Raw genomic sequence first — 19,627 nt, 5'->3', positions numbered from 1 at the left:
CCCCCAGCTACCGCTGGGAGGTGCCCCCAACGGGCTGAAAAGAAAAGGACGGCGTACCCGGCGGAAAAGAAGAGCCGGGCCGCCCGCTGTCCGGCCACTTCGTGGGGCAGACCCCCGCGAGGCCCTGAAGCTAACCTGCTGTCATGACTGTGCATCTTGAGGCCGCCGAGGGCGTCGGGACCATCCGGCTCGACCGTCCGCCCATGAACGCGCTCGACATCGCCACCCAGGACCGGATCCGCGAGCTCGCGGAGGAGGCGACCCACCGCGCCGACGTGCGGGCCGTCGTGCTGTGGGGCGGGGAGAAGGTGTTCGCGGCCGGCGCGGACATCAAGGAGATGCAGAAGATGGACCACGCGGCGATGGTGGCCCGCTCCCGTGGCCTCCAGGACGCCTTCACCGCCGTCGCCCGCATCCCCAAGCCCGTCGTCGCCGCCGTCACCGGCTACGCGCTCGGCGGCGGCTGCGAGCTCGCGCTCTGCGCCGACTTCCGCATCGCCGCGGACAACGCCAAGCTCGGCCAGCCGGAGATCCTGCTCGGCCTGATCCCGGGCGCGGGCGGCACCCAGCGGCTGGCCCGGCTCGTCGGCCCGTCCAGGGCCAAGGACCTCATCTTCACCGGCCGTCAGGTGAAGGCCCCCGAGGCGCTGGAGCTCGGCCTCGTCGACCGGGTCGTGCCCGCCGGGGAGGTCTACGAGCAGGCGCACGCCTGGGCCGCGAAGCTCGCCGCCGGCCCCGCCCTCGCGCTGCGCGCCGCGAAGGAGGCCGTGGACACGGGCCTGGAGACCGACATCGACACCGGGCTCGCCATCGAACGCAACTGGTTCGCGGGGCTGTTCGCCACCGAGGACCGGGAGATCGGGATGCGCAGCTTCGTCGAGGACGGGCCCGGCAAGGCCAAGTTCGTCTGAAGATCGACCGGTTGGGCATGAGCGCCACGGGGGTCGCCGAACGGTCGGCGGCCCCTTCGCCGTTGCCCCGGCACGCCCGGCCCGCATGCCGGATGGTTGCCCCTTGTGGGGGAATTCCGCGAGGTGTGCGAACCCGTCGAAATGACCTTGTTCCATGCGCTGAGCGATCATCTGTGCACCCGCGGTCACCGCAGGTCAGTCGCCATTTTTCAGGTGACTGGCTGCCCATGGCATATGTCGCGGAGCGGCGTTGGAGGGCCGGATTCCGCTCCAGGGAATCCCTTGGTTCCAGCCCACGGCGTCTTTACGGCGGCCATGATGGGGTGCATGGCGGGCCTGGAAGGAACGGATCAGCCGCGGCAGCGAACCGGCACGGCCGCTGTGCGCTGGATGCCGTCCGCGGAGGATGAACTGGCGCTCAAGGCGCTCGACCTGTTCGGCGACCCCACGCTCGGCGAAGTCCAGCTGCCCTCCCGCCCGGAGTCGGCGATCGCCGCCCGGCGGCTCACCCAGTCCGTCGTCCTGCGGCACTGGGGGCTCTCCGCCCAGCTCGCCGAGCACGCCGTGCTGCTGGTCTCCGAGCTCGTGGGCAACGCCGTCCGGCACACCGGCGCGCGCTGCTTCGGGCTGCGGATGCTGCGCCGCCGCGGCTGGCTGCGCATCGAGGTGCGCGACCCCTCCCGCGGGCTGCCGTGCCTGATGCCGGTGCACGAGCTCGACACGAGCGGGCGCGGGCTCTTCCTGGTCGACAAGCTCTCGGACCGCTGGGGCGTGGATCTGCTGGCGCGCGGCAAGACGACGTGGTTCGAGATGAGGGTCGCGGACCGCTGAGCCGGCCCCGGCGCGGCCGGGAAACGCAGAGGCCCCCATCCGTCGGTGTGCGACGGGCCGGGGGCCTCTGCGTGCGGCCGCGGAGAAATGGGGTGTGTTCCGCGGCCGGAAGAACGACCTGGCCCGGGTCAATGGGGGTCGTGCCATCGACTATGGCAGACGGTCGCGTCCCAGCCAAAGCGGCTATCGGGGCAGATCGGTCAATTCAGGAGCGATCTCTCGCTAATCAAAGGTGAGTTGTAACACCCGCCTTATATTCCATGAATGAACCAGCGGTAACCCCTATTTTTATGCGCACAGTGTCGATTGGGGGTCGATTGGGGGTCGATGGGGGGTCGATGGGGAGCCGATGAGGCATGTCGGTCCTTGCGGGCCGGGCCGTTCTGGAGTGTCATGTCCCCGCCGGGCTACCGACCGGTGTGCCCGCCATCCGGGAGCCCCCATGGACGAAGACACCGCCACCACCCCCTATCCCCGCACCCACTGGATACCGGCCGGCCGCGCCAACTACACCGAATCCAGCCGCCCCTCCGCCCACCCGGTCGACTTCCTCGTGATCCACGTGACCCAGGAGACCTTCGGCGACGCGATGAGGATCTTCCAGGACCCCACGGCCAAGGTCTCGGCGCACTACATGGTCGCCTCCGCGGACGGCTACATCGGCCAGTTCGTCCGCGAGAAGGACATCGCCTGGCACGCCGGCAACTGGGACTACAACACCCGCAGCATCGGCATCGAGCACGAGGGCTGGATCGACCGCCCCGAATACTTCACCGACGCGATGTACCGCTCCTCGGCCCGGCTCGCCGCCGCCGTCTGCGCCCGCTACGGCATCCCGAGGACCCGCGACCACATCATCGGGCACGTCGAAGTGCCCGGCTCCACCCATACCGACCCCGGCCCGCACTGGGACTGGGACCGCTATATCGGCCTGGTGATCAACGGCGGCTAATCTGTGCCGGTCACACCAGCACACAAGGGGAGGCCCACATGGCCGACAACGCGACGCGCGAGGCCGAAGCGCGCAAGGCTTTCGACCGGTTCGACGCCGACGGGGACGGTCTGATCACCGCCGCCGAGTACAAGAGCGTGATGGCTCAGCTCGGCGACTTCAACGTCACCGAGACCGTGGCCCAGGCCATCATCAACAAGAAGGACGCCAACGGCGACGGCGTGCTGTCCTTCGAGGAGTTCTGGGCCTCCCTCAACGGCTGACCCGGCCCGCGCACGGCTCCCGGCGGGTCAGCGCCAGCCTCTGCGCTGCGCACTGGCCCGCCGCCTGCGGTCGTTGCACAGCAGGCACCGGCCCCAGCCCGGCGGCAGCGGGTCGTCCTTGTCGCCGTGGAGCGGATCCACGGGCCCCTTGGGGTGCTCCGCGCACGCCGTCGCGCCCAGCCCGGCCCCCAGGGCACCGGCCGCGGTCAACGCCCGGCGCAGGGCGTCGAGAAGCTGGTCGGCCTCATGGGGGGCCGGGGCGGCGTCGAGGGCGAAGGCGATGTCCGAGGCGGTGCTGAGCGCGCTCTGGAGTTCGCGCAGGTCTGCGTAACTCATGCTGGAGAGCGTACGCGCCACCACTGACAACGCCCGCCGCCCGGGAAGATCAGACCGCGGTCAGCGCCCAGCTCCGCTCCGCCCGGGGCGAGGACGCGTCACGCACCGGCCGCACCCCCTCGCCCGCCGCCGTCCGGGCCCCGCCCGCGCGGCGCGAATCCTGCGCCCAGATCCGGCCGTCCGCCTCGGACGCCACCTTGCGCAGACCGTCCCGGCCGGCCGGAGCGGTGCGGAACCGCTGCTCCGGCGCCCCCGTGTCGCACAGCGCGGTGACCAGCAGCGAGCCCTTCCCGTCGATGCAGTGGTACGGCTCGGCCACCGACGAGAACTGATGGGTGGCCGCGCTGTACAGCCAGGACTGCCGCGCCGGGGCGGCCGCGTCGCACGCCTCCAGCGCCACCAGCCTGGGCCGCGCCGCACCCCGTGGGTCGCGGTAGCCCGAACCCTCCGCCGTCAGACAGCCGCCGTACGCGCCGTTGTGCAGCCGTACCGCCGCCGACGGCACCGCCACCGGCGCGGCGACGGCGGAGGGCGCCGCGAGGCCGAAGGCGGCGGTGACGGCGCCGACGATCGCGGCAGTGGCGCGGGCGTGGTGGCGCATGGCCGGGCTCCTCGCGATGGAACAGCAACTGAACGGCAACGAGGAGCCGACACTACTGACGGGGATCACACCGTGACATGGTGTTTCCGGCCATGATCCCCGAGCGGGGAGCGCCGGTTCAGCACTCGATGACGTTGACCGCGAGCCCGCCGCGGGCCGTCTCCTTGTACTTGACCTTCATGTCCGCGCCCGTCTCCTTCATGGTCTTGATGACCTTGTCGAGGGAGACGTGGTGACGGCCGTCGCCGCGCAGGGCCATGCGGGCGGCGGTGACGGCCTTGGCCGCGGCCATGCCGTTGCGCTCGATGCAGGGGATCTGCACCAGGCCGCCGACCGGGTCGCAGGTCAGGCCCAGGTTGTGCTCCATGCCGATCTCGGCCGCGTTCTCGACCTGCTCGGGCGAGCCGCCGAGGACCTCGGCGAGGCCGCCGGACGCCATCGAGCAGGCGGAGCCGACCTCGCCCTGGCAGCCGACCTCGGCGCCGGAGATCGAGGCGTTCTCCTTGAAGAGCATGCCGATCGCGCCCGCGGCGAGCAGGAAGCGGACGATGCCGTCCTCGTCCGCGCCGGGCACGAAGTTCATGTAGTAGTGCAGCACGGCCGGGATGATGCCCGCGGCGCCGTTGGTGGGGGCGGTCACGACGCGGCCGCCCGCGGCGTTCTCCTCGTTGACGGCCATGGCGTAGATCGTGATCCACTCCATCGCGCGGGCCTGCGGGTCGCCCTCGGCGCGCAGCTGGCGGGCGGAGTTGGCCGCGCGGCGGCGCACCTTGAGGCCGCCGGGGAGGATGCCCTCGCGGGACATGCCGCGGGAGACGCACGCCTGCATGACGCGCCAGATCTCCAGCAGACCCTCGCGGATCTCGGTCTCCGTGCGCCACGCCTTCTCGTTCTCCAGCATCAGGGCGGAGATCGAAAGGCCCGTCTCGCGGGACATCCGCAGCAGCTCGTCACCCGTGCGGAAGGGGTACTTCAGCACGGTGTCGTCCAGGACGATCCGGTCCTCGCCGACCGCGTCCTCGTCCACGACGAAGCCGCCGCCGACGGAGTAGTAGGTCTTCTCCAGCAGGGGCGCGCCGGCCTCGTCGTAGGCGAAGAGCGTCATGCCGTTGGCGTGGTACGGCAGGGAGCGGCGGCGGTGCAGGATCAGCTGGGTGGACTCGTCGAAGTCGATCTCGTGGGTCGAGCCGATCTCCGCGCCGAGCAGCCGCAGCCGCTTCGAGGAGCGGATGCGCTCGACCTCGTCGTCCGCGGTCTCCACGTCGACGGTGCGGGGGGAGTGGCCCTCCAGGCCGAGCAGCACGGCCTTCGGGGTGCCGTGGCCGTGGCCGGTGGCGCCCAGCGAGCCGAAGAGCTCGGCGCGCACGGAGGTGGTGTGGGCCAGCAGGCCCTCGTTCTTCAGCCGGCGCGTGAACATCAGCGCGGCCCGCATCGGGCCGACCGTGTGGGAGCTGGACGGGCCTATGCCGATCGAGAAGAGATCGAAAACGGAGATGGCCACGGTGGCGCTCCCTCAGGTCGGTGGTTCGGGTGTGAGGCGGTCGGCCGGGCCACGGCCGGTGCACACGGAGTGCCCCGGAGTGATCCTGCGTCCCGCCACGTGGTGCGGGGCACCGGGCTCACCTTCCAGTGTGCCCAGTGCCCCGTACCAGCGGGTGAATCGGGTCCTGCTCGGTTACTTCAGGCCGGCGTACAGCGGGTGCTTGTCCGCCAGGGCCGTGACGCGGGAGCGCAGCGACTCCACGTCGTAGGACGGCTTCAGCGCCGCGGCGATGATCTCCGCGACCTCGCGGAAGTCCTCGGCCTGGAAGCCGCGCGTGGCCAGCGCCGGGGTGCCGATCCGCAGACCCGAGGTGACCATCGGGGGCCGCGGGTCGTTCGGGATGGCGTTGCGGTTGACCGTGATCCCGACCTCGTGGAGGCGGTCCTCGGCCTGCTGGCCGTCCAGCTGGGAGTTGCGGAGGTCCACCAGCACCAGGTGCACGTCCGTGCCGCCGGAGAGGACGGACACGCCCGCCTCGGCGACGTCGGCCTGCACCAGACGCTCGGCCAGGATCTTCGCGCCTTCCAGCGTACGCTGCTGGCGCTCCTTGAACTCCTCGGTCGCCGCGACCTTGAAGGAGACGGCCTTCGCCGCGATCACGTGCTCCAGCGGGCCACCCTGCTGACCGGGGAAGACGGCGGAGTTGATCTTCTTGGCCAGCTCGGCCGTGGAGAGGATCACACCACCGCGGGGGCCGCCCAGCGTCTTGTGGGTGGTCGTGGTGACGACGTGCGCGTGCGGCACCGGGGAGGGGTGCAGCCCGGCGGCGACGAGACCCGCGAAGTGGGCCATGTCGACCATCAGGTAGGCGCCGACCTCGTCCGCGATCCGGCGGAAGGCCGCGAAGTCCAGCTGGCGCGGGTAGGCCGACCAGCCGGCGACGATCAGCTTCGGGCGGTGCTCCTTGGCGAGGCGCTCGACCTCGTCCATGTCGACCAGGTTGGTCGCCTCGTCGACGTGGTACGCGACCACGTTGTAGAGCTTGCCGGAGAAGTTGATCTTCATGCCGTGGGTCAGGTGCCCGCCGTGGGCGAGGTTCAGACCCAGGATGGTGTCGCCGGGGTTGAGCAGCGCGAACATCGCGGCCGCGTTCGCCTGCGCGCCGGAGTGCGGCTGGACGTTCGCGTGCTCGGCGCCGAAGAGCGCCTTGATCCGGTCGATGGCGATCTGCTCGACGACGTCGACGTGCTCGCAGCCACCGTAGTAGCGGCGGCCCGGGTAGCCCTCGGCGTACTTGTTGGTGAGGACCGAGCCCTGGGCCTCCATGACGGCGACCGGAGCGAAGTTCTCCGACGCGATCATCTCGAGGGTGGACTGCTGGCGGTGGAGTTCGGCGTCGACAGCGGCGGCGACGTCGGGGTCGAGCTCATGGAGGGAGCTGTTCAGAAGCGACATGAGTTCTTCCTGGACTTCCTGGGCGGAGGAGGGCGGGGCGGGATCAGCCGGCGAAGGCGGTGTACTCGTCGGCGGACATCAGGTCCGCCGGCTCGTCCGTGATCTTCACCTTGAACAGCCAGCCGCCCGCGAAGGGGGCGGAGTTCACCAGCGAGGGGTCGTCCACGACGTCCTGGTTGGCCTCGGTGACCTCGCCGGTCACCGGGGAGAACAGGTCGCTGACCGACTTGGTCGACTCCAGCTCGCCACAGGACTCACCCGCGGTGACCGTGTCGCCGACCGCCGGGAGCTGGGCGTAGACGACGTCACCGAGCGCGTTGGCCGCGAACTCGGTGATGCCGACCGTGGCCACGCCGTCCTCGGCGGCCGACAGCCACTCGTGCTCCTTGCTGAAGCGCAGCTGCTGGGGGTTGCTCATGGCTTGATTCTCCTGGATGCGCGAGGGTGCTTGTGCAACGGGTATTGACAGGTGAGACGGCGATGAGGCGCGAAGGGGTCAGCGCTGCCGCTTGTAGAAGGGCAGGGCGACGACCTCGTACGGCTCGTGGCTGCCGCGAATGTCCACGGATACGTCATTTGTACCGGGCGTGGAGTGCGCCGCGTCGACATAGGCGATGGCGATCGGCTTGCCGAGCGTGGGCGAAGGCGCACCCGAAGTGACCTCGCCGATGACCTCGCCACCGGAAACGACCGGATATCCGGCGCGCGGCACCCGGCGGCCCGTCGCGATCAGGCCGACCAGCTTGCGCGGCGGGGCGCTCTCGGCGCGCGCGGCGGCGGCCGTGAGCGCCTCGCGGCCCACGAAGTCGCCCTCCTTGTCGAACTTCACGACCCGGCCCAGGCCCGCGTCGAAGGGCGTGGTGGCCGTCGTCAGCTCGTGCCCGTAGAGCGGCATGCCCGCCTCCAGGCGCAGCGTGTCGCGGCAGGAGAGGCCGCACGGCACGAGGCCCGCCCCGGCGCCCGCGTCGGTCAGCGCCTGCCAGAGCTTCTCGGCGTCGGCCGGGGCGACGAAGAGCTCGAAGCCGTCCTCGCCGGTGTAGCCGGTGCGGGCGATCAGCGCGGGCACGCCCGCCACGGTGCCCGGCAGGCCCGCGTAGTACTTGAGGCCGTCGAGGTCGGCGTCCGTCAGGGACTTCAGGATGCCGGGGGACTCGGGGCCCTGGACGGCGAGCAGCGCGTAGTTCTCGCGGTCGTCCCGGACCTCCGTCTCGAAACCGGCCGCGCGCTCGGTCAGGGCGTCCAGCACCACTTGGGCGTTGGAGGCGTTGGCGACGACCATGTACTCCTGGTCGGCGAGGCGGTAGACGATCAGGTCGTCCAGGATGCCGCCCCCGGCGTCGCAGATCATGGTGTAGCGGGCGCGGCCGACGGCCAGCGCGGAGAGGTTGCCGACCAGTGCGTGGTCGAGCGCCCGGCCCGCCCCGGGGCCGGTGAGGGTGATCTCGCCCATGTGGGAGAGGTCGAAGAGACCGGCGCGGGTGCGCACCGCGAGGTGCTCGTCGCGCTCGCTGCCGTAGCGCAGGGGCATGTCCCAGCCGGCGAAATCGGTCATCGTGGCGCCCAGCGCGCGGTGCAGCGCGTCGAGGGCCGTTCGGCGAGGGGCATCAGTCATGGTGTGGGCTCCCAGGCATGGCAGTGAGGACGTCCTCCCCATCTGTCATCGGAACCTGAGAGGTTCACCGGGAGCGGTCGGCGACGAGCGCGTCCTCGGCTTGCACCTTGGGTGGGGCCGCGTCGTGCGGCCCGCTTTTCAGATCTGCCTCACCCACGCGGTACGGGGCCTGAGAGATTCAAGGGAGGAACTTGCTCCTTCGGCGTCCAGCTCAATGGCTGGAACTCTCCCGCGTGGATTCGAGCGGCCGGTATGCAGTTGGGTACGCAGTTGGCGCGCACATCATTGCACGGACCGGCGCGTGACGGACTGCCCACCGGCCTCTCAATTGGATTACCTTTTCTTTACGTTTCATGGGTACGGGACAGGCCCGGGACGGGGGAGGGCGATCGGGTGCGGACGCGAAGCACGGAGGCGGGGCGGCGAAGCGCGGACGTGCCCGCGCCACGCGAACCGGAGGCGCTCGGGCCGCCGTCGGGCGCCGTCGACCTGCGCGGCGGCCCGGCGCGCGCGGAGCTGCGCTATCCGGCCGGGCATCTGGTGATCGTCTCCGGGCTGCCCGGCAGCGGGAAGTCCACGCTGATGCGGCGGGTGGTGCCCGCCCTGGACGGCGCGGGCGAGGTCGTGTGGTGCGTCGACTCGCAGGACTCCCGCGAGCGGCTGGAGCGGCGCACACCGCGCCGCCTGCCGTACGGCGTCTACCGCCCGGCCGCGCGGGCCCTCCACTACGCCGCCCTGCGGCGGGCGTTGCGGTCCGGGGCGAGCGCCGTGGTGCACGACTGCGGGGAGCGGGGCTGGGTGCGGCGGTGGTCCGTGCGCGCCGCGCGGCGGCGCGGGGCCGGGGTGCACCTGGTGGTGCTGGACGTGGACGCGACGACGGCGCTGGTGGGCCAGCGGGCGCGCGGGCGAGGGGTCTCGGCGTACGCGTTCCGCCGGCACCGGCGGGCGATGGCCCGCCTGGTCGCCGGGGCGGCCGCGGGGGAGGTGCCGCGCGGTGCGGCGTCGGTGGTGCTGCTGTCCCGGCGGACCGCCGACGGGCTCGACCGGCTCACGTTCGGCTGACGGGCGGTCGCTTTGTACAGATGATTGCTTTGTGACGGGCGGTGGTCCTGCGCAACCCGATGCCCATTGCGAGCGTCGTTCCCGGTGGGGGAGGAGTCACCCTCCGAGTCATCCCCCGATCCGTCCTGACCTGGGACATCGGTGCCGATTCCGGCAGCCGACGGGAGCGGACGGGGGTGCAGCCGTTAGGGTTCGGTTGCGGCTTTGTCGATACGGTGGTTGGACGGCGTTGGGCGAGTTGGACGAGATGAGCATCCCCGAGCAGTACGGTCGGCCCACGGCCCCGGCCGGTGCCCCCCTTGGCGGCCTCCCCGAGGGCTGGCCCGCCAATGAACTCGAAGCGGTGCTCGCCGCCTCCCTGGGCGTACTCGGCGCCGGTGCCCGCATCGTCGAGGCGCTCGGCCGCAGCCACCTGTGGGTGCCGCTGCCGAACGGCGGCGGACCCGACAGCCCCGACCTCGACATCCCCACCCTGGAGCTGGACGGCGCCGCCTACGTACCGGTGTTCAGCTCCGAGGCGGAGTTCCTGCGCGTCGTCGGCGACCGGATGTCCTTCACCGTGGCGCCCGCCGTCGAGTTCGCCCGCGGCCTGCCCCCGCAGGTCGGCATCGCGGTCAACCCCGACGGCGCCGTCGGCGCGCCGCTGCCGCCGCCCGCCGTCGCCGAGCTGTGCCGGGCCGGCCGTACGGCCCTCGACGGCGACGCCACCGGCGGCCGGGTCCGGCTCTTCGAGCCGGACTGGCAGGACGAGCCCACCGCCTTCCTCGCCGCCGCCGGGCTGGAGTTCGCGGCCGCCCAGGTCGTACGGACCGCGCGCCGGACGCTGGCCAGCGTCGAGGGCGGCGACCCCGCGCTGTTCATCGGCGTCGAGCTCGACCTGCCCGACCCCGGCAGCCGCACCGCCGTCCTGGACGCCCTCGGCCGGGCGCTCGGCACCGCGCCCGTGACCTGGCCCGTGCAGCTCGTCTTCCTCGACGTCGCGCGGGACCCGGTCGGTGACTGGATGTCGGCGCGGGTCCGCCCGTTCTACGACCGTGACCTGTGACTCCTCCCGTGCCCGCCGCCGCGGGCTCGTAAGCTGGTTGGATGACCGGACCGGGGGCGCTGCCGCGCCCCGGGGCACCGGAGTGGGCGGCCGGGAGACGGCCGAGAGAAGAGGCGGACCCAGGTGAGCGCGGGCGCGGAGAGCGGCGTGGAGCAGATGCTGCGCCAGGTGGCGCCCGGTCGGTACGACACGTACGAGGCGCTGCTCCAGACCCTGGCCGAGGGCAGTGTCTGGATGCTTCTCTGGCACGGCCAGGCGGGCTCGCCCGACGCGCAGTACGGCAACATGGAGGTCGACGGCCTCGGCTACGCCCCGTGCGTCACCTCCGCCCAGGAGCTCGCCGCCAGCGGCTGGAACCGCGCCCACGCCGTCGTCCCGGGCCGCGCCGTCGCGGGCTCGCTCTACCCCGACCGCTGGGGCCTGTGGCTCAACCCGCACGCACCCGGCGGCGGCGTCGGCGTGCCCTGGCTCGACCTGCGGCGGATCGCGACGGGGCTGGACCGGCTGCCCGCAGGTCCGTTGCAGCTCTCCGAGCCCTCCCTGGAGCTCCCGCACTTCTACGCCCTGCTCGGGCAGAACGCCCACCGCACCCCCGCGGTGCGGGCGCTGCGCCGCGCCTGGGTGCAGCCAGCGCTGGGCACCCCCTATCTCGCCATCGGCCTCGATCTGTACGACAGCTCGCAGGCCGCCGTGGAGTCGGTGCGGTCGATGATGCGTCAGTCGGTCGGCGCGGTGCCCGAGGGGCTGCCGGTGTCGACGGTCGCGATGTCGGACGAGCACGACCCGGTCGCGATGTGGATGAGGGCCAACACCCGCCCCTTCTTCGACCGCGACGTGGCGCCGCCGGCGGGCGGGGGTTACGGCTACCCTCCGGCCGGTTACGCGCAGGGCGCGGCCCCGCAGGCGTACTGAACGGGTCCGTTCCGCGTCCGCCCCAATATGCTTGTAGGCAACACGAGTTGCCGTCCGGCAGACAGTCGACCGCTCAGTGATCCCCGGCGTTCGGATAACGGAAGCCGACTGGTCAGATCACGGTTGCGCATCCATTCCCGGCCAGGGCTGGCGGGTGATCGCAACCCCGTTGAAGACTCCCGCTCCAAGGGACGTCGCTCCTGCGTACGAGCCCTCTTTTGTGACCTTCCGCTCCACCGGTACCAACTGCACCAGTTTGCACGTGTACATGTGAGATCCAAGCCGCCTCGGGCGGCGGGCGTGGGCCGGTCACCCCCGGCCGAGAGGGGTCAAAGGCACTGTGACCGCACCTATCGAGACCACCGGGGCGGCTGCCGGGGCGCAGCCCGAGGCCGTCCTCGCCGGGGCCAAGAAGAGCCAGATCGAGGGGCGTTCGCTCACCCAGATCGCCTGGATCCGCTTCAAGCGCGACAAGGTCGCCGTCGCGGGCGGCGTCGTGGTGGTGCTGCTGATCCTGCTCGCCGTGCTGGCCAAGCCGATCGAGTCGGTCTTCGGGCTCGATCCCAACCAGTTCCACCAGGACCTCATCGACCCCGAACTCCTCGCCCCCAAGGGCGGGTTCGGCGGGATGAGCTGGGAGCATCCCCTGGGCGTCGACCCGCAGTACGGGCGCGACATCCTGGCCCGCATCATCGAGGGCTCCTGGGTCTCCCTGATCGTCGCCACCGGGGCCACCCTGCTCTCCGTGGTGATCGGCACCGTGCTCGGAGTCGTCGCGGGCTTCTACGGGGGCTGGGTGGACAGCGTCATCAGCCGCATGATGGACACCTTCCTGGCCTTCCCGCTGCTGCTGTTCGCGATCTCCATCTCGGCGGCGCTCCAGGACGGCGCGTTCGGGCTCTCGGGCCTGCCGCTGCGCATCTGTGTGCTGATCTTCGTGATCGGCTTCTTCAACTGGCCCTACATGGGCCGCATCGTGCGGGCCCAGACGCTCAGCCTCCGCGAACGGGAGTTCGTCGAGGCGTCCCGCAGCCTCGGCGCGCGCGGCCCCTTCATCCTCTTCCGGGAGCTGCTGCCCAACCTGGTGGCGCCGATCCTCGTCTACTCGACCCTGCTCATCCCGACGAACATCCTCTTCGAGGCCGCGCTCAGCTTCCTCGGCGTCGGCATCGCCCCGCCGCAGGCGTCCTGGGGCGGCATGCTCACCAGCGCGACGGACCTCTACCAGGCCGATCCGCAGTACATGTTCGTGCCAGGGCTCGCCATCTTCATCACGGTGCTGGCATTCAACCTGCTGGGCGACGGGCTGCGTGACGCCCTCGACCCCCGCAGCAAGTGATCCGCGGCGACCTTCCGTCCACCGCGCCACAACCATCGACAGAGGGGGTTTTCCTCAGGTGAAGACAAGAAAAGCGACGGCGGTGCTCGCCACCGCCGTGGTGCTGACGCTGGGGGCGTCCGCGTGCAGCAGTTCGAAGAGCGATGGCGGCAAGGGCGGCGGGGACAAGAACGCGGCCGCCGACGCAGCCCTCACCTCGATCGTCAACAAGACCGACAAGAAGGGCGGCACGGCCACCTACGAGGTGTCTGACGTGCCCGACTCCCTCGACCCGGGCAACACCTACTACGGCTGGGTGCAGAACTTCTCCCGCCTCTACAGCCGCACGCTCACCAGCTTCAAGCCCGCCGCCGGCAAGGAGGGCCTGGAGGTCGTCCCCGACCTCGCCGAGTCCCTGGGCAAGCCGAGCCCGGACGCCAAGACCTGGACGTACAAGCTCCGTCAGGGTGTGAAGTACGAGGACGGCACGCCGGTCACCTCCAAGGACGTCAAGTACGCGATCGAGCGCAGCAACTTCGCGCCCGCCGCGCTGTCCAACGGCCCGACGTACTTCAAGGCGCACCTGGAGGGCGGTGACAAATACGAGGGCCCGTACAAGGACACGTCACCCGACGGGCTGAAGTCCATCGAGACGCCGGACGACCAGACGATCGTCTTCCATCTCAAGGACGCCTTCGCGGACTTCGACTACCTCGCGACCTTCTCGCAGACCGCCCCCGTGCCGCAGAAGGCGGACAAGGGCGCCGACTACGTGAAGCACATCGTCTCCTCCGGGCCGTACAAGTTCTCCTCGTACGAGGAGGGCAAGAGCGCGACGCTGGTGCGCAACCCGCAGTGGGACAAGAAGACGGACGCGATCCGCCCGGCCCTCCCGGACAAGATCTCGATCAAGTTCAAGATCCTCCAGCCGACCATCGACAACAGCCTGCTCAACGACAGCCTGACGGCCGACGCGGCCGGCACCGGCGTCGCGCCGCAGACCCAGCCGAAGGTCCTGGGCGGCAAGTACAAGAAGCAGACGGACAGTTCGTACGCCGGCGCCAGCTCGTACATCGGTCTGAACGTGCACGTGAAGCCGTTCGACAACATCCACTGCCGCAAGGCGGTCCAGTGGGGCATCGACAAGGCCTCGGTCCAGCAGGCCCAGGGCGGCGACCCCAAGGGTGACGTCGCCTCGACGCTGCTGCCGCCGACCGTCAACGGCTACGCGAAGTTCAACCTCTACGAGACGCCGAACAGCGCCGGTGACATCAACAAGGCCAAGGACGAGCTCAAGCAGTGCGGTCAGCCGAACGGCTTCTCGACCAACCTGACGGCGCGCTCCGACCGCCCGGCGGAGATGGCCATGGCCACCGCGGTCCAGGCGTCGATGAAGAAGATCGGCATCACGGCGAACATCAAGACGTTCCCGACCGGCAAGTACTTCACCAACTTCGTGGGTGTGCCGGACTACGTCCACAGCCACGACCTGGGCATGATCATGACCGCCTGGGGTGCCGACTGGCCGACCGGCTTCGGCTTCCTCGACCAGATCGCCAACGGCTCGGCCATCAAGCCCTCCGGCGGCAACAACGTCCAGGAGCTGGACGACCCGCAGATCAACAAGGCGCTCAACGACGCCATCGGCAACACCGACGCCGCCGCCCGCACCAAGGCGTGGGGTGACATCGACAAGATGATCGTCGACAACGCCACCGCGGTGCCGCTGATCTACCGCAAGAACCTGCTCTTCCGGCCCGAGGCCGCGACCAACGTCACGGTCACCCAGGCCTACCTCGGCATGTACGACTACCTGCTGATGGGCTCTTCCAAGTAGCAGCGGGCCAGCCCGCCTCAGATTGATGGAAAGGCAGGTGAAGGTGCCGGCGTCCGCCGGGCCGGAGCACCTCCGGCCCGCGGCCGCCGACGCCGCACAGCTGTGGCTGCGTACATCATCCGACGCCTGTTCGCCGCGGTCCTACTGCTGCTGGTGGTCAGCGCAGTCACCTTCGCGATCTTCTTCCTCGTCCCCCGCATCGCGGGCCAGACGGTCGACCAGCTCGCCACCCAGTACGTCGGCAAGGACGCCAACCCCGACTCGATCGCCGCGGTCAAGAAGAACCTCGGCTTCGACCAGCCGATCTACGCCCAGTACTGGCACTTCATCAAGGCCATCGTGGCCGGCGCGAACTACAAGTTCGGCCCGGACGCCTCCCACTGTGCCGCGCCCTGCTTCGGCTACTCCTTCAAGAGCCACGTCGAGGTCTGGCCGCAGCTGACCTCGCGCATCCCGGTCACCCTCTCGCTGGCGATCGGCGCCGCCGTGATCTGGCTGATCTCGGGCGTGGCCGTGGGCGTGCTCTCCGCGCTCAGGCGGGGCACCTTCTTCGACCGCTTCTTCATGGGCGTGGCCCTGGCCGGCGTCTCCCTGCCGATCTTCTTCACCGGCATGCTGGCCCTGAGCGTCCTCACGGTCCAGTGGCCCGTGTGGGGCAACGGCATCAACTACGTGAGTTTCACCGACAATCCGGCGCAGTGGGCCTGGAACCTCCTGGTCCCCTGGTGCAGCCTCGCCTTCCTCTACTCCGCGCTCTATGCCCGGCTCACCCGCGCCGGGATGCTGGAGACCATGAGCGAGGACTACATCCGTACGGCCCGCGCCAAGGGCCTCAAGGAGAGCAAGGTCGTCGCCAAGCACGGACTGCGCTCCGCCCTCACCCCGATCGTCACCATCTTCGGCATGGACTTCGGCCTGCTGCTCGGCGGCGCGGTCATCACCGAGACGGTGTTCTCGTTCAAGGGCATCGGCGAGTACGCCGTCAAGGGCATCCAGGACAACGACCTGCCCATCGTGATGGGCGTGACCCTGGTCGCCGCCTTCTTCATCGTCCTGTGCAATCTGCTGGTGGACCTGGTCTACGCGGCCATCGACCCCAGGGTGAGGTACTCGTGAGCGAGCTCGACAAGGAACAGCGCGCGGCCGTGGGCGAGCCCGTCGCCACCCCGCCGGGCGGCTCCTCTCCGGCCGCGGGCCCGGACGCCTTCCTCTCCGTGCGCGACCTGCGCATCCACTTCGACACCGACGACGGCCTGGTGAAGTCCGTCGACGGCGTGAGCTTCGACGTCCAGGCCGGGAAGACGCTCGGCATCGTCGGCGAGTCGGGCTCCGGGAAGTCCGTCACCTCGCTCGGCATCATGGGCCTGCACCGCACGGCGCGGGCCCGTATCTCCGGCGAGGTGTGGCTGGACGGCGAGGAGCTGATCTCCGCCGACCCCGACCACGTGCGCACCCTGCGCGGCCGGAAGATGGCCATGATCTTCCAGGACCCGCTCTCGGCCATGCACCCGTACTTCACCGTCGGCGCGCAGATCGCCGAGGCCCACCGGGTGCACCACACGTCCGACCGGAAGACGGCCCGCAAGCGCGCCGTGGAGATGCTCGACCGCGTCGGCATCCCCGAGCCGCACCGCCGCGTCGACGACTACCCGCACCAGTTCTCCGGCGGCATGCGCCAGCGCGCCATGATCGCGATGTCGCTGGTCAACAACCCCGAGCTGCTGATCGCCGACGAGCCGACGACCGCCCTCGACGTCACCGTCCAGGCCCAGATCCTCGACCTGATCCGCGACCTCCAGAAGGAGTTCGGCTCCGCGGTCGTCATCATCACCCACGACCTGGGGGTCGTCGCCGAACTGGCCGACACCATCCTGGTGATGTACGGCGGCCGCTGCGTCGAACGCGGCCCCGCCGAGAAGGTCTTCTACGAACCCCGCCACCCCTACACCTGGGGGCTGCTCGGCTCCATGCCGAGGATCGACCGCGACCAGACCGAGCGGCTGATCCCCGTCAAGGGCACCCCGCCCAGCCTGATCAACGTGCCGTCCGGCTGCGCCTTCAACCCGCGCTGCCCCTACGCCGACGTCCCCGAGGGCGGCATCACCCGCACCGAGCGGCCCGAACTGCGGCTGGTCTCCGGCGAGGGCGACGGCCGGCACGTCTCCGCCTGCCACATGTCCCAGGAGGAGCGGACCCGCATCTGGACCGAAGAGATTGCGCCCAAGCTGTGAAGGACGACACCGTGCCGGAGCAAGACGTGACCATCCCCGGGCAGCAGGCGGCACCCGAGGAGGCCGGGCCCCTCCTGAAGGTGGAGGGCCTGGTCAAGCACTTCCCCATCACCAAGGGACTGCTGCGCCGGCAGGTCGGCGCGGTGCAGGCGGTCGACGGGATCAGCTTCGAGGTGCGCCCGGGGGAGACCCTCGGCGTGGTCGGGGAGTCCGGCTGCGGCAAGTCGACCATGGGCCGGCTGATCACCCGGCTGCTGGAACCCACCGGCGGCAAGGTCGAGTTCCAGGGCAGGGACATCACCCACCTCGGGGCCTCCGGGATGCGCCCGATGCGCCGCGACATACAGATGATCTTCCAGGACCCGTACTCCTCGCTGAACCCCCGGCACACCGTCGGCACCATCGTCGGCGCCCCCTTCAAGCTCCAGGGCGTCACACCCGAGGGCGGTGTGAAGCGGGAGGTCCAGCGGCTGCTGGAGCTGGTGGGCCTCAACCCCGAGCACTACAACCGCTACCCGCACGAGTTCTCCGGCGGCCAGCGGCAGCGCATCGGCATCGCCCGCGCGCTCGCCCTCAACCCCAAGCTCGTGGTCGCCGACGAGCCGGTCTCCGCCCTGGACGTGTCCATCCAGGCGCAGGTGGTCAACCTGCTGGACGACCTCCAGGACGAACTGGGCCTGACCTACGTGATCATCGCCCACGACCTGTCCGTCATCCGGCACGTCTCCGACCGGATCGCGGTGATGTACCTCGGCAAGCTCGTCGAGCTCACCGACCGCAAGTCGCTCTACGAGAAGCCGATGCACCCGTACACCAAGGCGCTGCTGTCCGCGGTGCCGGTGCCGGACCCCAAACGGCGCGCGAAGCGCGAGAGGATCCTGCTCAAGGGCGACGTGCCGTCGCCCATCTCGCCGCCCTCGGGGTGCCGTTTCCACACGCGGTGCTGGAAGGCGACGGAGGTGTGCTCCGCCCAGGAGCCGCCGCTGCTCGAACTGGCCACCGGACACCGGGTGGCCTGCCACCACCCGGAGAACGCCCCGGAGCCGGCCGCGGCCTCCTCCTGACCGCCCGGGCGGGCCGGTTCGTCCGGTCCGCCCTGTCCGAGGGCCAGGGGCGGGGGCGGAGCGGGCGTTCGAGTAAGAATGTCGCGTGCTCACCGATCTGTTCAGCCCCTCCGTCCAGCATCTGCTGGACATCGCCGGGATCTTCGTCTTCGCGATCTCCGGCGCGCTCCTCGCCGTGCGCAAGAACTTCGACGTCTTCGGCATGGCCGTGCTCGCCGAGGTCACGGCGCTGGGCGGCGGGCTGTTCCGGGACCTGATCATCGGGGCGGTGCCGCCCGCGGCCTTCACCGACCTCGGCTACTTCCTGACCCCGCTGTTCGCCACGCTGATCGTCTTCTTCCTGCACCCGGAGGTCGAGCGGATCACCAAGGCCGTCGGGGTCTTCGACGCCGCCGGGCTCGGGCTGTTCTGCGTGACGGGCACGATGAAGGCGTACGCGCACGGGCTCGGCCTCACCTCCTCCGCCACCCTCGGCCTGGCCACGGCGGTCGGCGGCGGAGTGCTGCGCGACATACTCGCGCACGAGGTGCCCTCGCTGCTCCGCTGGGACCGCGACCTCTACGCCGTGCCGGCGATGGTCGGCGCGACGATGGCCGCGCTGCTCATCCGCTTCGACGCGCTCGACGCCACGACCAGCGCCGTCCCCGTGCTGACGGCCTTCGTGCTGCGGCTGCTGGCCATGCACTTCCACTGGCGGGCGCCGCGCGCGTGGCACCGCAGGAGCGCGGCGGCGGAAGAACTCTGAGCGGTTCCTCCCCACTGACCTACCCATCAGTAACTTCCCGGTGTAGCGTCGGCCCATGGCTCTGGGAACCATCGGCAACAGCGAATTCGACCGCGACACCGCCCTGTCGGCACGCGAGCGGGACGGCCGGCGCGCCGACTGCGCCGAATACAACGCCGACCTCTCCGCCGGGTGGACCGTCTTCGGCACGGTCAACGGCGGCTACCTCCTCGCCCTGCTCGGCCGTGCCCTCGGCACCGCCCTGCCGCACCCCGACCCCTTCTCCGTCACCGCGCACTACCTCTCCGCCTCCCGGCCCGGCCCCGCCGTCGTACGGACCGAGCTGATCCGCACCGGCCGCACGCTCTCCACCGGGCAGGCGTCGCTGGTCCAGACCGCCGAGGACGGCACCGAGGTCGAGCGCATCCGCGTCCTCGCCACCTACGGAGACCTCGGCACGCTCACCGACGACATCCGTACGACGGCCAAGCCGCCCGCCATGCCGCCGTACGAGCACTGCCTCGGCCAGGAGGACGGCCCGGCCGCCGACCTGGCCCCCGAGATCTCCGGGCGGCTCGACATCCGGCTCGACCCCGCCACGGCCGGCTGGGCCGTGGGTACGCCGAGCGGGCGGGGCGAGATGCGGGCCTGGTTCGGGCTGGCGGACGGGCGGCCCGCCGACGCGCTCTCGCTGCTGCTGGCGGTGGACGCGCTGCCGCCCACGGCCTTCGAGATGGGCCTCCGCGGCTGGGTCCCGACGGTAGAACTCACCACCCACGTCCGCCGCCGCCCGGCGCCGGGCCCCCTCCGCGTCTCCATCACCACACGCAACCTCGCGGGCGGCTTCCTGGAGGAGGACGCGGAGGTCTGGGACAGCGAGGACCACTTGGTGGCCCAGTCGAGACAGCTGGCGCTGGTGCCGCGCGGGGTGTAGCGGGTCTGTTCCCCAGCCCCGCCCCTTCCCGCCCCTTCCCGAAACTGGGGGCAAGC

The 19,627-nt window shown here is 70.7% G+C and carries 20 protein-coding genes and 1 riboswitch; of the genes, 14 read left to right on the top strand and 6 right to left on the bottom strand.

The genetic code is table 11. The features are described 5' to 3' along the window. The first annotated feature begins 143 nt into the window (after positions 1-143). The 4 genes from AB0435_RS05630 (at position 144) to AB0435_RS05615 (ending at position 2,957) form a co-directional block, all read left to right on the top strand. Complete coding sequence (locus tag AB0435_RS05630; RefSeq protein WP_366003760.1) at positions 144-911, top strand: enoyl-CoA hydratase-related protein; 768 nt, start codon at positions 144-146, stop codon at positions 909-911. A gap of 327 nt (positions 912-1,238) precedes the next feature. Beyond that, positions 1,239-1,742 (top strand): ATP-binding protein, encoded by a 504-nt coding sequence (locus AB0435_RS05625; protein WP_366003759.1) that lies wholly within the window; start codon positions 1,239-1,241, stop codon positions 1,740-1,742. 442 nt (positions 1,743-2,184) lie between these two features. Further along, positions 2,185-2,694 carry an N-acetylmuramoyl-L-alanine amidase gene (locus tag AB0435_RS05620; RefSeq protein WP_366003758.1) on the top strand — a complete coding sequence of 170 codons (510 nt, stop codon included), beginning with the start codon at positions 2,185-2,187 and terminating at the stop codon, positions 2,692-2,694. 38 nt (positions 2,695-2,732) lie between these two features. Then, positions 2,733-2,957 carry an EF-hand domain-containing protein gene (locus tag AB0435_RS05615; protein ID WP_366003757.1) on the top strand — a complete coding sequence of 75 codons (225 nt, stop codon included), beginning with the start codon at positions 2,733-2,735 and terminating at the stop codon, positions 2,955-2,957. A gap of 27 nt (positions 2,958-2,984) precedes the next feature. Here the strand turns inward: AB0435_RS05615 and AB0435_RS05610 are convergent, their stop codons facing one another. The 6 genes from AB0435_RS05610 to gcvT form a co-directional block, all read right to left on the bottom strand. Continuing rightward, the gene (locus AB0435_RS05610) at positions 2,985-3,293 is read right to left on the bottom strand and encodes a hypothetical protein (protein WP_366003756.1); all 309 of its coding nucleotides are present in this window, start codon (positions 3,291-3,293) and stop codon (positions 2,985-2,987) included. A gap of 49 nt (positions 3,294-3,342) precedes the next feature. Then, entirely contained in the window at positions 3,343-3,894 is a 552-nt protein-coding gene (locus AB0435_RS05605; protein WP_366426243.1) for a hypothetical protein, read from the bottom strand. A 118-nt stretch (positions 3,895-4,012) separates the two neighbouring features. Beyond that, positions 4,013-5,395: an L-serine ammonia-lyase gene (locus AB0435_RS05600; RefSeq protein ID WP_366003754.1), complete on the bottom strand. Its 1,383-nt coding sequence runs from the start codon at positions 5,393-5,395 to the stop codon at positions 4,013-4,015. 174 nt (positions 5,396-5,569) lie between these two features. After that, entirely contained in the window at positions 5,570-6,832 is a 1,263-nt protein-coding gene (gene glyA, locus AB0435_RS05595) for a serine hydroxymethyltransferase (RefSeq protein ID WP_366003753.1), read from the bottom strand. Between the two features lie 43 nt (positions 6,833-6,875). After that, the gene (gene gcvH / locus AB0435_RS05590) at positions 6,876-7,250 is read right to left on the bottom strand and encodes a glycine cleavage system protein GcvH (protein WP_366003752.1); all 375 of its coding nucleotides are present in this window, start codon (positions 7,248-7,250) and stop codon (positions 6,876-6,878) included. A 78-nt stretch (positions 7,251-7,328) separates the two neighbouring features. Further along, a complete protein-coding gene (gene gcvT, locus AB0435_RS05585; protein ID WP_366426242.1) occupies positions 7,329-8,444 on the bottom strand; it encodes a glycine cleavage system aminomethyltransferase GcvT in 1,116 nt (371 codons plus the stop codon). Positions 8,445-8,592: 148 nt separating this feature from the next. Further along, a riboswitch (glycine riboswitch) is annotated at positions 8,593-8,686 on the bottom strand. 247 nt (positions 8,687-8,933) lie between these two features. Here gcvT and AB0435_RS05580 point away from each other — a divergent pair. The 10 genes from AB0435_RS05580 to AB0435_RS05535 all read left to right on the top strand — a co-directional run bounded on the left by AB0435_RS05580 (position 8,934) and on the right by AB0435_RS05535 (position 19,571). Further along, positions 8,934-9,506 carry an AAA family ATPase gene (locus AB0435_RS05580; RefSeq protein WP_366426247.1) on the top strand — a complete coding sequence of 191 codons (573 nt, stop codon included), beginning with the start codon at positions 8,934-8,936 and terminating at the stop codon, positions 9,504-9,506. A 247-nt stretch (positions 9,507-9,753) separates the two neighbouring features. After that, positions 9,754-10,551, top strand: a complete 798-nt coding sequence (locus AB0435_RS05575; protein WP_366426246.1) for an enhanced serine sensitivity protein SseB — start codon at positions 9,754-9,756, stop codon at positions 10,549-10,551. A 156-nt stretch (positions 10,552-10,707) separates the two neighbouring features. Then, on the top strand, positions 10,708-11,463 hold the full coding sequence (locus tag AB0435_RS05570) for an enhanced serine sensitivity protein SseB C-terminal domain-containing protein (RefSeq protein WP_366003803.1): 756 nt from the start codon (positions 10,708-10,710) through the stop codon (positions 11,461-11,463). Between the two features lie 340 nt (positions 11,464-11,803). Further along, entirely contained in the window at positions 11,804-12,802 is a 999-nt protein-coding gene (locus AB0435_RS05565; RefSeq protein ID WP_366003749.1) for an ABC transporter permease, read from the top strand. 58 nt (positions 12,803-12,860) lie between these two features. Continuing rightward, the gene (locus AB0435_RS05560; RefSeq protein ID WP_366003748.1) at positions 12,861-14,618 is read left to right on the top strand and encodes an ABC transporter substrate-binding protein; all 1,758 of its coding nucleotides are present in this window, start codon (positions 12,861-12,863) and stop codon (positions 14,616-14,618) included. A 102-nt stretch (positions 14,619-14,720) separates the two neighbouring features. Further along, a complete protein-coding gene (locus tag AB0435_RS05555) occupies positions 14,721-15,734 on the top strand; it encodes an ABC transporter permease (RefSeq protein WP_366003747.1) in 1,014 nt (337 codons plus the stop codon). Beyond that, positions 15,731-16,849, top strand: a complete 1,119-nt coding sequence (locus tag AB0435_RS05550) for an ABC transporter ATP-binding protein (protein ID WP_366003746.1) — start codon at positions 15,731-15,733, stop codon at positions 16,847-16,849. The genes AB0435_RS05555 and AB0435_RS05550 overlap by 4 nt, the downstream gene beginning before the upstream one ends. A gap of 11 nt (positions 16,850-16,860) precedes the next feature. After that, positions 16,861-17,913 (top strand): dipeptide ABC transporter ATP-binding protein, encoded by a 1,053-nt coding sequence (locus AB0435_RS05545; RefSeq protein WP_366003744.1) that lies wholly within the window; start codon positions 16,861-16,863, stop codon positions 17,911-17,913. Positions 17,914-17,998: 85 nt separating this feature from the next. Next, positions 17,999-18,658: a trimeric intracellular cation channel family protein gene (locus tag AB0435_RS05540; RefSeq protein ID WP_366003743.1), complete on the top strand. Its 660-nt coding sequence runs from the start codon at positions 17,999-18,001 to the stop codon at positions 18,656-18,658. A gap of 55 nt (positions 18,659-18,713) precedes the next feature. After that, entirely contained in the window at positions 18,714-19,571 is an 858-nt protein-coding gene (locus AB0435_RS05535; protein ID WP_366003742.1) for a thioesterase family protein, read from the top strand. The last annotated feature ends 56 nt before the right edge of the window (positions 19,572-19,627 follow it).

This window comes from Streptomyces sp. NPDC051173, from assembly GCF_040689515.1.
In the GTDB taxonomy this organism is placed as follows: domain Bacteria; phylum Actinomycetota; class Actinomycetes; order Streptomycetales; family Streptomycetaceae; genus Streptomyces.
The sequence above is the reverse complement of the archived record's forward strand: the minus strand, read 5'-3'. Positions and strand labels throughout refer to the sequence as shown.